Genomic DNA, 12,680 nt, shown 5'->3' with positions numbered 1-12,680 from the left:
CGGGGGGGGGGGGGGGGGGGCGCCCCTGCGGGGGGGGGGGGTCGCGGGGGTGGGGGGGGGGGGGGGGGCGGGGGGGGGGGGGCGGGGGGGGGGCGCCCCCCCCCCGGCTGCCGGGATGCACAGGGTGGTGGGGAGCGCTGCTACAGGGGCGTCACGTACGCGCCCGAGATGCCGCCGTCCACGAGGAAGTCGGTGGCGTTGATGAAGGAGGAGTCGTCGCTGGCGAGGAAGGCGACGGCGGCGGCGATCTCGGTGGGTTCGGCGAACCGGCCGAGCGGGATGTGCACCAGGCGCCGGGCGGCCCGCTCGGGGTCCTTCGCGAACAGTTCCTGGAGCAGCGGGGTGTTGACGGGTCCCGGGCACAGCGCGTTCACCCGGATGCCCTCGCGGGCGAACTGCACGCCGAGCTCGCGGGACATGGCGAGAACGCCGCCCTTGGAGGCGGTGTAGGAGATCTGGGAGGTCGCGGCGCCCATGATCGCCACGAAGGAGGCGGTGTTGATGATGGAGCCCCGCCCCTGGCGCTGCATGTAGGGCAGGGCGGCCTTGCAGCAGAGGTAGACGGAGGTGAGGTTGACGTCCTGGACGCGCTTCCAGGCCTCCAGGCCGGTGGTGAGGATGGAGTCGTCGTCCGGCGGGGAGATGCCGGCGTTGTTGAAGGCGATGTCGACGGAGCCGTAGGTGTCGAAGGCGGTCTTGAAGAGGGCTTCGACGTCCTCGGGGCTGGTGACGTCGACCTTGACGAAGGTGCCGCCGACTTCCTCGGCGGCGGCCTTGCCCGCGGTCTCGTCGATGTCGCCGCAGACGACGTTGGCGCCTTCGGAGGCCAGGCGGCGGGCGGTGGCGAGGCCGATGCCGCTGCCGGCGCCGGTGATGACGGCGGTACGGCCGACCAGGCGGCGGCAGATGAGCTCTTCGTTGGACATGCGGTTCAGGCCTCCGTGCTGATGAAGACGTTCTTGGTCTCGGTGAATGCGGTGAGGGCGTCGGGTCCGAGCTCCCGGCCGAGGCCGGACTGCTTGTAGCCGCCGAAGGGGGTCCAGTAGCGGACGCTGCTGTGGGAGTTGACGGACAGGTTCCCGGCGGCGACGGCGCGCGAGACGCGCAGGGCGCGGCCGATGTCGCGGGTCCACAGGGAGCCGGAGAGGCCGTACTCGCTGGCGTTGGCCAGGCGTACGGCGTCCTCCTCGTCCTCGAAGGGCAGTACGACGGCGACCGGGCCGAAGACTTCCTCGACGGCGACGGGCGCGGTGGCGGCGACGTCCGTGACGAGGGTCGGCGGGTACCAGAAGCCGGGTCCCTCTGGGGCGGTGCCGCGGATGGCGGTGAGGTCGTCGGTGACGTACGCGCTGACGCGTTCGAGCTGGGTCCGTGAGATCAGCGGGCCCATCTGGGTCTTCTCGTCGGCGGGGTCTCCGACGCGGACGGCTTCGATGGCGGGCGCGACGAGTTCCAGGAACCGGTCGTAGGCGGAGCGCTGGACGAGGATGCGGGTGCGGGCGCAGCAGTCCTGGCCGGTGTTGTCGAGGAAGGCCATGGGGGCGGCGGCCGCCGCGGCCTCGATGTCGGCGTCCGCGAAGACGATGTTGGGGCTCTTGCCGCCCAGTTCGAGTGTGAGCCGCTTCACCCGGTCGGCGCACTTGGCCATGATCTGCTTGCCCACCGCGGTGGAACCGGTGAAGACGATCTTCGCGACCCCGGGGTGTTCCACCAGCGCGTCACCGGTGACGGTGCCCGGGCCGGGCAGCACCTGGAAGAGGTGCTCGGGGATCCCGGCTTCGAGGGCGAGTTCGGCGAGGCGCAGTGCGGTGAGGGGGGTGGTCTCGGCGGGCTTGAGGATGACGGCGTTGCCCGCGGCGAGGGCGGGTGCCAGGGCCCAGCCGGCGATCGGCATGGGGAAGTTCCAGGGGGCGATCACGCCGATGACGCCGAGGGGTTCGAGGAAGGTGACGTCGATCCCGCCGGCGACGGGGATCTGGCGGCCGGAGAGCCGCTCGACTCCCCCGGCGGCGAATTCGAGGAGGTCGCGTACGTTGCCGGCTTCCCAGCGGGCGTTGCCGATGGTGTGGCCGGCTTCGCGGACCTCCAGCAGGGCGAGTTCCTCGGTGTGCGCGTCCACCACCGCGGCGAAGCGGCGCAGCAGCCGGGCCCGGTCGGCGGGGGCCGCGGCCGCCCAGCCGCGCTGTGCGGTGGCGGCTCTGGCGACGGCGGCGTCGACGTCGTCCCGTGTGGCGGCCGGGACGGTGGCGACGAGTTCCTCGGTGGCCGGGTTCAGCACGCTCAGGGCGGAAGGGGCCAGCACGTCGGGCACGTGGTTCCTCACATGTTTTCCGTAGGGGAGTTACAGGCGTTCGAAGGAGCGGCGCAGTTCCCAGTCGGTGACCGCCGAGTCGTACGCGTCGAGTTCGACGCGGGCCATGTTGCGGTAGTGGGCGACGACCTCGGGCCCGAAGGCGGCCTTGGCGATCTCGCTGTTCTCCCAGAGTTCCGCGGCTTCGCGCAGGGTGGTGGGGACGTGCGCGTAGTCGGCGGTGTAGGCGTTGCCCGTGCACGCCTCGGGCAGTTCGAGGCGGTTCTCGATGCCGTAGAGCCCGGCCGCGACCAGTCCGGCGACGGCGAGGTAGGGGTTCACGTCGCCGCCGGGGAGGCGGTTCTCGAAGCGCATGGAGCGGCCGTGGCCGACGACGCGCAGGGCGCAGGTCCGGTTGTCGGCGCCCCAGGCGACGGCGGTGGGGGCGAAGGATCCGGGCCGGAAACGCTTGTACGAGTTGATGTTCGGGGCGTAGAGAAGGGAGAAGTCGCGCAGCGCGGCGAGCTGGCCGGCCAGGAAGTGGCGCATCACGGGTGACATGCCGTGTTCCTGGTCGTCGCCGTCCCCGGCCATCGCGTTGCGTCCGTCGGCATCGGTGAGCGAGAGGTGGATGTGGCAGGAGTTGCCCTCGCGCTCGTCGTACTTGGCCATGAAGGTGAGCGAGACGCCTTCTTGGGCGGCGATCTCCTTGGCGCCCGTCTTGTAGACGGAGTGCTGGTCGCAGGTGGTGAGCGCCTCGTCGTAGCGGAAGACGATCTCGTGCTGTCCGAGGTTGCACTCGCCCTTGGCGGACTCGACGACCAGCCCGGCGGCCTGCATCTCGTTGCGGATGCGGCGCAGCAGGGGCTCGATGCGGCCGGTGCCGAGGACGGAGTAGTCGATGTTGTACTGGTTGGCGGGGGTCAGGCCGCGGTACCCGGAGTTCCAGGCCTGTTCGTAGGTGTCCTTGAACACCATGAACTCCAGCTCGGTTCCGACCATCGCGGTGTAGCCGTGTTCGGCGAGGCGCTCCAGCTGGCGGCGCAGGATCTGGCGGGGCGCGGCGACGACGGGGCTGCCGTCGTTCCAGGCGAGGTCGGCGAGGACGAAGGCGCTGCCGGGGTTCCACGGGAGGCGGCGCAGGGTGGCGAGGTCGGCGTGCATGGCGAAGTCGCCGTAGCCGCGGTCCCAGGAGGACATCTCGTACCCGTCGACGGTGTTCATCTCGGTGTCGACGGCGAGGAGGTAGTTGCAGCCCTCGGTGCCGTGGTCGAGGACCTCGTCGAGGAAGAACCGTGCGGCGAACCGCTTGCCCTGGAGCCGCCCTTGCATGTCGGGGAAGGCCAGGACGACTGTGTCGATCTCGCCGCTGGCGACCAGGGAGCGGAGCTCCTCGGGCGCGAGCGGGGGCTTGCGGTCTACCACTGGAATCTCTCCTTCGGTGAGCCGAGTGGGCCTAAGGTATTGAACAGAACCATTGCTTGGGAAGGGGTGGAGCCCAGATGACCGATACGGCGAGTGAGGGCGGCGCGATCGCGCGGCTGAATCCCGTGCTGCGGCAGGTGCGGGCGGGCAACGGTTTCGAGGAGGCGCTGGAGCAGATCCTCCAGGTGGTCCGGCTGGGGCTGGTGCCGGGCGGGGAACGACTGCCACCCGAGCGGGAGTTGGCGGAGCGGATGGGCATCAGCCGGGTCACGCTGCGCGAGGTGCTGAAGGTGCTCCAGGACCAGGGGCTGGTGGAGGCCCGGCGCGGCCGCTACGGCGGGACGTTCGTACGGGCCCGCCCCGACACGCCGGCCGGCGGCGCCGAGCAGGAGCTGCGGCGCCGGGTCGCGGGGGTGGACATCGAGGACGCGCTGCGGTTCCGCGAGGTCCTCGAAGTGGGCGCGGCCGGCCTGTGCGCCTCGCACGGGCTCACCGAGGAGGGTACGGAGCGGCTGCTCGGCGCCCTCGCCGCCACCCACGACGCCCCGCTCCAGGAGTACCGCCGCCAGGACACCCTGTTCCACCTCACCCTGTGCGAACTGGCCGGCTCCCCCACCCTGACGGCCCAGTACGCGGCCGTCCGGGCGACCGTCAACGACCTGCTGGACTGCATCCCGCTGCTGGTGCGCAACCTCGAACACTCGCAGCAGCAGCACACCGCGCTCGTCGAGGCGGTACTGGAGCGGGACGCGGACTCGGCCCGCGAGACGATGCGCGAGCACTGTTGCGGCACGGCCGCGCTGCTGCGGGGCTTCCTGGCGTGAACCCTCGGGGGCGGGGCCCGGCCGAGAGCCTTTCGTAACCCCCGTTTAACGCCAGGGTCTTGCGCGCTCCACCCGCATGGCGCAAAGGTACGCCTCACAACCTTTGCATGCCGCACCCCCTCACCCGTTGCACCCACCTTGCCCCAGGCAGGAGCGCACATGGCCGACGACATCGAGGCCCGGCTGACCGCCGCGCCCGCAACCACCAAGGCCCCGCAGGCCGCCGACACCTACTTGGAGCGCCGCACGCTGCGCCGGGGCAGCGCCGGCTGGCTGCTGCTCACGGGCCTCGGCGTCGCCTACGTCGTCTCGGGCGACTTCTCCGGCTGGAACGTCGGCCTCGCCCAGGGCGGGTTCGGCGGCCTCGCCATCGCGACGGCCCTGATGGGCGCGATGTACGCCTGCCTGGTGTTCTCGCTCGCGGAGCTGTCGGCCATCCTGCCCACCGCGGGAGGCGGTTACGGCTTCGCCCGCCGGGCGCTGGGCACCTGGGGCGGCTTCCTCACCGGCACGGCCATCCTCATCGAGTACATCCTGGCCCCCGCCGCGATCTCCATCTTCATCGGCGACTACGTCGAGTCGCTCGACCTCTTCGGCCTGACCTCCGGCTGGCCCGTCTACCTCGCCTGCTTCGCCGTGTTCATCGGCATCCACCTGTGGGGCGTCGGCGAGGCCCTGCGCTTCTCGCTCGTCGTCACCGCCGTCGCCGTGCTCGCCCTCGTCGTCTTCGCGCTGGGCGCCTTCACCGAGTTCGACCCGGCCCACCTCGACGACATCGCCGTCGACACCACCGCCGCGGGCGCAAGTTCGTGGCTGCCGCTCGGGTTCCTCGGCATCTGGGCCGCGTTCCCCTTCGGGATGTGGTTCTTCCTCGGGGTGGAAGGCGTCCCGCTGGCGGCCGAGGAGGCCAAGGACCCGGTGCGTTCGATGCCCCGCGCGCTGTCGATCTCGATGGGCATCCTCGTCCTGCTGGCGCTGATGACGTTCCTGGCCTCCACCGGCGCACGCGGCGCGGACGCCATCAAGGACGCCGGCAACCCGCTGGTCGTCGCGCTGGAGGGCGACCCGGGGCTGTCCTGGCTCAAGACCTTCGTCAACTACGCCGGTCTCGCAGGGCTCGTGGCCTCCTTCTTCTCGCTCATCTACGCGGGCTCCCGACAGCTCTTCGCGCTCTCGCGGGCCGGTTACCTGCCGCGTTTCCTGTCCCTCACCTCCAAGCGCAAGGCCCCCTACCTGGGCCTGCTGATCCCCGGTGCGATCGGTTTCGCCCTGGCCGCCGCCACCGGGAACGGCCCGCGCATGCTGAACATCGCGGTGTTCGGCGCGACCATCTCGTACGCCCTGATGGCCCTGTCGCACATCGTGCTGCGCCGCCGCGAGCCGGGCCTGGAGCGCCCGTACCGCACACCGGGCGGGGCCGTCACCTCCTCGGTGGCGTTCGTGCTGGCCCTGTCGGCGTTGGTCGCCACCTTCCTGGTGGACAAGGACGCGGCGTTCATCGCGCTGGCCGTCTACGCCGTCGCCCTCGCCTACTTCGCCTTCTACAGCCGCCACCGGCTCGTCGCCTCGGCGCCCGAGGAGGAGTTCGCAGCGCTGGCCGAAGCCGAGGCGGAATTGACCCGCGACTGAAATCCTGACGCTGACCCGGATCCCGCCCACCTGGAGGTAGAACCGTGCCCAGGCCGCTCATCGGCATCACCACCTACGTGGAGGAGTCCACCCGCTACGGCGTGTGGGACCTCGCCACGTCCCTCGTCCCCTCCGGGTACTACGAACTCGTCCAGGCCGCGGGCGGCACCGCCGTCCTGCTGCCCCCGGACGACCCGTCCCGGGCGGGGGAGGTGCTGAGCCGGGTGGACGGCCTGGTCGTCGCGGGCGGACCGGACGTGGACCCGGTCCGCTACGGAGCGGCCCGCGATCCGCGTACGGGCGCCCCCGCGACGGTCCGCGACACGTGGGAGCTCGCGCTGATCGGGGCCGCGCTGGCGTCCGGGGCCCCGCTGCTCGGCATCTGCCGGGGCATGCAGGCGCTGAACGTGGCCCTGGGCGGCACGCTGATCCAGCACATCGACGGCCACGTGCACACCCCGGGCGTCACGTCCTGGCACCCGGTCCGCCCGGTCGCCGGCACCCGCTACGCGGCGCTGGTCCCGCAGGAGGCGGAGGTCCCGACCTACCACCACCAGGCGGTGGACCGCCTCGGCGAGGGGCTGGTCGTCTCGGCGCACGCGCTGGACGGCACGGTCGAGGCCATCGAACTCGCCGACCCGGACCGCTGGGTGGTGGGCGTCCAGTGGCACCCGGAGCGCGACAAGGACACCCGCGTGATGGCGGCCCTGATCGACGCGGCGACGGAGTTCAGCCTCACCACCTCCGCCCCGGCCCTGGCCCCGGCGGCACTCTGACCCCGGGCGGGCTCCGCGCTGGCGGCCACCGGCCGATCCGGCGGGGCCCGTTGCGTGCCCCGGTGCCTGACCGGTGCGGGCCCGGTGCTTCTCCCGTGCGGGCCCCGCACGGGCAGCCGCCGGACGCGGGCCGCTCAGGCCGGGCGGCGGGTCAGCGACAGCAGGTCGCGGGCCGGGCCGGCCGGGCGGGCGCCCGTCGGCCACACGGCCCGCAGGGCCCGCGCCAGCCCGGTCCCGGCCACCGGTACCTCCACCAGCCGCCGCGACCCCAGCTCGTCCCCCACCGCCAGTTCCGACAGCACGCACGGGCCCGCCCCGCTCAGCGCCGCCGACTTCACCGCGGTGGTGGACGCCAGCTCCAGCAGCGGCTGCGCCAGCCCCCCGGACGCGGCCAGCGCCGCGTCCAGGACCTGCCGCGTCCCCGACCCCCGCTCGCGCAGGATCAGCGGGGTCGCCGCCACCTCCGCGGCCTCCACCCCGCGCGAGCGCCGCGCCCACGGGTGCCCGGGCGCCACCGCCACCACGAGCCGGTCCTGCGCGATGACCACCGAGTCCAGGCCCTCCGGCACGGACAGGCCCTCCACGAACCCGAGGTCCGCCTCGTGCGCGAGGACCAGCTCGGCCACGAGCGCCGAGTTCCCCGCGTGCAGCGACACCGCCGTCCCCGGCCGCTGCCCCCGCAGCGCGATCAGCCAACCGGGCAGCAGGTACTCCGCGATCGTCATGCTGGCCGCGACCCGCAGCCGCGAATCACGCCGCCCCCGCAGCGCCTGCGCGCCCACGTCGAAGGCCTCGGCCGCCTCCACCACCCGCCGCGCCCAGTCCGTGACCAGCGCGCCCTCCGCCGTCAGCGTCGACCCGCGCGGCGAACGGTCCACCAGCGCCACCCCGAGCCGGGTCTCCATCGCCCGGATCCGGCTGCTCGCCGCCGGCTGGGTGATGCCCAGCCCCCGGGCCGCCCCGCTCAGGCTGCCGACCCGCGCCACCGCGAGCAGCAGCTCCAGTGCGCCGAGGTCCGGCACCCGGTGCGCCAGAGGCACCATTTCCTCGTTACCCATAAACACAGTTTATGCCGCCATACGAAACCGCCCCCTGGCCCCGCCGGCCCCCGGACCGGAGGCTGGGCCCATGGCCACCACCAGCGTGCTACCCCGCACCACCCCCGCACCCGCGCCCCGTGCCCACAAGGCCCCCGCGCTCCGCCACCTCGGCCCCAACTGGTACGCCTGCGTCATGGGCACGGCGATCGTCGCCACCGCGGGCGCCACCCTCCCCTACCAGCTCCCCGGCCAGCGCGTGGCCTGCCAGCTCGTCTGGGTGCTGTCCGCCGTGGCACTCGCCGTCCTGCTCGCCGCCCGCGCCGGGCACTGGCTCCACCACCGCGACCAGGCGCGCAGCCACCTCCTCGACCCCGCCGTGGCCCCGTTCTACGGCTGTCTGGCGATGGCGCTGCTGGCCGTCGGCGCCGGCACCCTGCTCGTCGGCAAGGACCTGATCGGAACCCCGGCGGCCGTCGCCGCCGACACCGTGCTGTACGCCGCCGGGACCGCGGTCGGCCTGCTGATGGCCGTACTGGTCCCCTATCTGATGGTGGTGCGGCACAGGGTCGAGCCGAGCCAGGCCACCCCGGTGTGGCTGCTGCCCCTGGTCTCCCCCATGGTCTCCGCCGCGGTCGGCCCCCTGCTCGTCCCCCACCTGCCCGCCGGCCAGGCCCGCGAGGCGATGCTGCTGGGCTGCTACGCCATGTTCGGCGTGAGCCTGCTGGCCACGCTGCTGATGCTGCCCCTGGTCTTCGGCCGCCTGATCGTCAGCGGCCCGCTGCCCCTGGCGCTGACCCCCACCCTGTTCCTGGTCCTCGGCCCCCTGGGCCAGTCGACCACCGCCGTGAACCAGCTCGCGGACATGGCCCCCCAGTCGATCGGCGCACCCTACGCGCACGCGTTCGGCGCCTTCGCCGTGGTGTACGGGGTGCCGGTGATGGGCTTCGCCCTGCTCTGGCTGGCCCTCGCCGCCGCGATGCTGGTCCGGGCCGCCCGGGCGGGCATGGGCTTCGCGATGACCTGGTGGGCGCTGACCTTCCCCGTCGGCACCTGCGTGACCGGAGCCGCCGGCCTGGCCCGCCACACCGGCCTGACCGCCTTCTCCTGGCTGGCCACCGCCCTGTTCCTCACCCTGCTGACCACCTGGCTAGCCGCCGGCGCCCACACCCTGCGCGGCCTGCTCGCCGGCCGGCTGCTGCCCCGCCAGGTGTCCTGATCACGGGATGCCGACGTGCCGGCCACACTCGTGATCAATCGCGTGATCGATACGGCCGGGCCGCCCTCAGGGCCTGCGCCAGCACCGCCGGAGCCCGCACGAGCGAAGGCCCGTACCACGTCAGATGCCGGCCGCTCACGAGCGCGGCCGGCAGCCACGGGAAGGCATCGGGGCCGTCCCCGGCCGTGAACCGGTACGGCTCGTCCGGCAGGACCACCAGGTCGCAGTCCGCGACGGCCGGGTCCTGCGGCCGGATCCGGGGGTAGCGCTCGGCATGGCCGGCGTAGACGTTGCCCACGCCCAGGCGGGCCAGCACGTCCCCGGCGAAGGTGTCCCGGCCCAGGACCATCCACGGCCGCCGCCACACCGGTACCACCGCGCGCACCGCGGGCAGTGGCTCCACCCGGGCCCACGCCGCCTCGGCGTCGTCCAGCCAGCCCGGCCGCGCCAGCCCCAGCGCCCCGACCAGCACCCGTTCCAGTTCGGCGAAGGCCTGGGGCAGCGTACGGATCCCGGTGACCAGCACCCGCACCCCGGCGGCCTCCAGTGCGGCGAGGTCCGCGGCCCGGTTCTCCTCCTCGTTGGCGATGACCAGGTCCGGGCGCAGCCCGATGACCGCCGGCACGTCGGGGTTCTTCGTCCCGCCGATCCGTACCGCGTCCCCGAGGTCCTCGGGGTGCGTGCACCAGTCGGTGACCCCGACGAGCCGGCCCGGCGCGCTCACCGCCACCGCCTCGGTCAGCGAGGGCACCAGCGACACGACGCGCCGCACCGCGCTCAGTGCTCCGGCGAAGGCGGCTCGGACGTGGCGTGGATGTGCTCGCCCACCGCCACGACCAAGATCCGCGTGTCCTCGCTCACGGCCCGCCAGCGGTGGCGCACACCGCCGGACAGGAACAGCGCGTCGCCGCTCTCCAGCCGGTACGCCCGCCCCTCGGCCTCCACCTGGCAGGCGCCCGCGACCACGTACATCAGCTCGTCGTTGCGGTGCTGGTACTCGCGGCCCGCGTCCTGGTCCCCGCTGAACTCCAGGGCGTGCAGCTGGTGGTGCCCCCGTACCAGGGGACGCACCCCCGGGGCGGGCGTCAGGCCGGAGTCGTCCCCGGCCCGTACGAGGTCCACCGTGCGCGCGGTGTCGGAGGCGGCCAGCAGTTCGACGGCGGTGGTCTCCAGGGCGTCCGCGACCCGCTCCAGGGAACGCATGCTGGGCCGGGCCCGCTCGTTCTCTATCTGGCTCAGGAAGGGGACGGACAGGCCGCTGCGTGCCGACACGACGGCAAGGGTCAGGTGGAGGGCGCGGCGCCGTTTGCGCACGGCGACGCCCACCCGAAGCGGTTGCTCCTTGGCGTCCTTCTCCTTCTCGTCCTTGCCGTCGGTGCCGATCTTGCCGTCCCTGCCGTCCTTGTCGTTCATGTCGGGGCTGCCCTCCCCTAGGGGGTTTTCCGACGCGGGCCGGGGCCGGCCGGCCCGTGGTCCACTCGTCGCACATCGGTGTGCTGTAAGCACCTTACGCAGCAACCGTCCCCGGATTCGCGTTCACGGCAGGACCGGCCGCCGGCGGCGGCCGGAGGGACCGCTGCGGCATCATCGTCAGCGTGACGACACGACGCCTGATGCTCCTGGACACCGCCTCCCTCTACTTCCGCGCGTACTTCGGCGTGCCGGACTCCGTGAAGGCCCCCGACGGCACGCCCGTCAACGCCGTGCGCGGCCTGCTCGACTTCATCGGGCGACTGGTCCAGGACCACCGCCCGGACGACCTCGTGGCCTGCATGGACGCCGACTGGCGGCCGCAGTGGCGGGTGGAGCTGATCCCGTCCTACAAGGCGCACCGCGTCGCACAGGAGACGCCGGACGGCCCCGACGTGGAGGAGACGCCCGACACGCTGACCCCGCAGGTGCCGATCATCGAGGCGGCGCTGGACGCGTTCGGGATCGCGCGGGTGGGGGTCGCCGGGTACGAGGCGGACGACGTGATCGGCACGCTCACGGGCCGCGCCACGGGCCCGGTGGACATCGTCACGGGCGACCGGGACCTGTACCAGCTCATCGACGACGAGAAGCAGCGGCGCGTGCTGTACCCGCTCAAGGGCGTGGGCTCGCTCCAGCTGACGGACGAGGCGTGGCTGCGGGAGAAGTACGGGGTGGACGGCCCCGGCTACGCGGACCTGGCGCTGCTGCGCGGCGACCCGAGCGACGGCCTGCCGGGGGTCCCCGGGATCGGTGAGAAGACGGCGGCCAAGCTGCTGGACGCGTTCGGCGGCCTGCCGGGCATCATCGCGGCGATCGACGACCCGAAGTCGAAGCTGACCCCCACCCAGCGCAGGCGGCTGGACGAATCGCGGCCGTACCTGGCGGTGGCCCCGAAGGTCGTCAAGGTCGCCTCGGACGTCCCGCTGCCCGCCTTCGACCCGGCGCTCCCGACGGCGCCGGCCCAGCCGGAAATGGTCGAGGCGCTCGCCCGCCGGTGGGGTCTGGGCGGAGCCGTGACCCGACTGGTCAGCGCGCTCCACCGATGAGATGCTAACTTAGGGGAACCTAAGTTTCTGGGGAGTCAGGGGAGACGCCGTGGCAGAAGGACGCGCCCGCATGGTCGGCACCGCCGTCGTCGTACACACGGAGCGGCTGACGCCGCACATGGTCCGGCTGGTGCTGGGCGGTGAGGGGCTGAACGGATTCGGCGCGGGCGAGTTCACCGACCACTACGTGAAACTCCTCTTCGCCCCCGAGGGCGTCACCTACGCCTCACCCTGGGACCTGGAGCGGATCCGTGCCGAGCACCCGCGCGAGGAATGGCCGCGCCAGCGCGCGTACACCGTCCGCAACTGGGACCCGGTGCACGGGGAGCTGACCCTCGACTTCGTCGTGCACGGCGACGAGGGCCTGGCCGGGCCCTGGGCGGCCTCCGTCCAGCCGGGCGAGGAGGTACGTTTCCTCGGTCCCGGCGGCGCGTACGCCCCGATGCCGACGGCGGGCTGGCACCTGCTGGCGGGCGACGAGAGCGCGCTGCCGGCGATCGGCGCGGCGATGGAGCGGATGCCGGCCGGCGCGGTGGTGCACGCGTTCGTGGAGATCGACGGCCCCGCCGACGAGCAGAAGATCACCACCCCGGACGGTGTCGTCCCGGTCTGGCTCCACCGCGGCGACCGCCCGATCGGCGAGGCGCTGGTGGAGGCGGTGTCGGCGCTGCAGTTCCCCTCCCGCGACGTCCACGCCTTCGTCCACGGCGAGGCGGGCTTCGTGAAAGACCTCCGCCACCACCTGCGGGTGACCCGCGGCATCCCCCGCGAACGCCTCTCCATCTCGGGCTACTGGCGTCTGGGCCAGACGGACGAGGCCTGGCGCGCGAGCAAGCGCGACTGGAACGCCAAGGTCGAAGCCGAACAGGAACCCGCCGCTGCCGCCTGACGCACACCCGCACGCCGCCTGACCCCCCGGGCCACCCCGCCAACCGCTTGAGGCGCGGGGCCGAAGCGCGGA

At 73.1% G+C, this 12,680-nt stretch carries 12 protein-coding genes; 6 read left to right on the top strand and 6 right to left on the bottom strand.

Annotated elements, in window-relative coordinates; all coding sequences use genetic code 11:
• Window positions 1-140 precede the first annotated feature (140 nt).
• From ACIA6C_RS24530 to ACIA6C_RS24520, 3 genes are read right to left on the bottom strand one after another with little or no spacing between them, the layout of a single operon-like run.
• Window positions 141-926 (bottom strand): 3-oxoacyl-ACP reductase, encoded by a 786-nt coding sequence (locus ACIA6C_RS24530; RefSeq protein ID WP_366083197.1) that lies wholly within the window; start codon window positions 924-926, stop codon window positions 141-143.
• Window positions 927-931: 5 nt separating this feature from the next.
• Window positions 932-2,302: an aldehyde dehydrogenase family protein gene (locus ACIA6C_RS24525; protein ID WP_399279118.1), complete on the bottom strand. Its 1,371-nt coding sequence runs from the start codon at window positions 2,300-2,302 to the stop codon at window positions 932-934.
• 39 nt (window positions 2,303-2,341) lie between these two features.
• On the bottom strand, window positions 2,342-3,715 hold the full coding sequence (locus tag ACIA6C_RS24520) for a glutamine synthetase family protein (protein ID WP_399278941.1): 1,374 nt from the start codon (window positions 3,713-3,715) through the stop codon (window positions 2,342-2,344).
• A gap of 77 nt (window positions 3,716-3,792) precedes the next feature.
• On the opposite strand from ACIA6C_RS24520, the gene ACIA6C_RS24515 reads away from it, so the two are divergent.
• The 3 genes from ACIA6C_RS24515 to ACIA6C_RS24505 all read left to right on the top strand — a co-directional run bounded on the left by ACIA6C_RS24515 (window position 3,793) and on the right by ACIA6C_RS24505 (window position 6,944).
• Window positions 3,793-4,539, top strand: a complete 747-nt coding sequence (locus ACIA6C_RS24515) for an FCD domain-containing protein (protein WP_366083199.1) — start codon at window positions 3,793-3,795, stop codon at window positions 4,537-4,539.
• Between the two features lie 159 nt (window positions 4,540-4,698).
• Window positions 4,699-6,168, top strand: coding sequence for an ethanolamine permease (gene eat, locus ACIA6C_RS24510; protein ID WP_399278940.1), 1,470 nt, complete (start codon window positions 4,699-4,701; stop codon window positions 6,166-6,168).
• A 44-nt stretch (window positions 6,169-6,212) separates the two neighbouring features.
• On the top strand, window positions 6,213-6,944 hold the full coding sequence (locus ACIA6C_RS24505; protein WP_361133403.1) for a gamma-glutamyl-gamma-aminobutyrate hydrolase family protein: 732 nt from the start codon (window positions 6,213-6,215) through the stop codon (window positions 6,942-6,944).
• Between the two features lie 134 nt (window positions 6,945-7,078).
• Here the strand turns inward: ACIA6C_RS24505 and ACIA6C_RS24500 are convergent, their stop codons facing one another.
• Window positions 7,079-8,002, bottom strand: coding sequence for a LysR family transcriptional regulator (locus ACIA6C_RS24500; RefSeq protein WP_399278938.1), 924 nt, complete (start codon window positions 8,000-8,002; stop codon window positions 7,079-7,081).
• Window positions 8,003-8,072: 70 nt separating this feature from the next.
• On the opposite strand from ACIA6C_RS24500, the gene ACIA6C_RS24495 reads away from it, so the two are divergent.
• Window positions 8,073-9,200 (top strand): TDT family transporter, encoded by a 1,128-nt coding sequence (locus tag ACIA6C_RS24495; RefSeq protein ID WP_399278936.1) that lies wholly within the window; start codon window positions 8,073-8,075, stop codon window positions 9,198-9,200.
• Window positions 9,201-9,234: 34 nt separating this feature from the next.
• Here ACIA6C_RS24495 and ACIA6C_RS24490 read toward each other — a convergent pair whose 3' ends face one another.
• Together ACIA6C_RS24490 and ACIA6C_RS24485 are read right to left on the bottom strand one after the other, a co-directional pair.
• A complete protein-coding gene (locus ACIA6C_RS24490; protein WP_399278934.1) occupies window positions 9,235-9,972 on the bottom strand; it encodes a helical backbone metal receptor in 738 nt (245 codons plus the stop codon).
• A 5-nt stretch (window positions 9,973-9,977) separates the two neighbouring features.
• Window positions 9,978-10,613, bottom strand: a complete 636-nt coding sequence (locus tag ACIA6C_RS24485; RefSeq protein ID WP_399278932.1) for a helix-turn-helix domain-containing protein — start codon at window positions 10,611-10,613, stop codon at window positions 9,978-9,980.
• Window positions 10,614-10,813: 200 nt separating this feature from the next.
• On the opposite strand from ACIA6C_RS24485, the gene ACIA6C_RS24480 reads away from it, so the two are divergent.
• Both ACIA6C_RS24480 and ACIA6C_RS24475 read left to right on the top strand, forming a co-directional pair.
• Window positions 10,814-11,719, top strand: a complete 906-nt coding sequence (locus tag ACIA6C_RS24480; protein ID WP_399279116.1) for a 5'-3' exonuclease H3TH domain-containing protein — start codon at window positions 10,814-10,816, stop codon at window positions 11,717-11,719.
• A 70-nt stretch (window positions 11,720-11,789) separates the two neighbouring features.
• Window positions 11,790-12,608: a siderophore-interacting protein gene (locus tag ACIA6C_RS24475; RefSeq protein WP_399279114.1), complete on the top strand. Its 819-nt coding sequence runs from the start codon at window positions 11,790-11,792 to the stop codon at window positions 12,606-12,608.
• The last annotated feature ends 72 nt before the right edge of the window (window positions 12,609-12,680 follow it).

The sequence above is a fragment of the Streptomyces sp. NPDC051578 genome, assembly GCF_044454045.1.
Classification (GTDB): domain Bacteria; phylum Actinomycetota; class Actinomycetes; order Streptomycetales; family Streptomycetaceae; genus Streptomyces.
The sequence above is the reverse complement of the archived record's forward strand: the minus strand, read 5'-3'. Positions and strand labels throughout refer to the sequence as shown.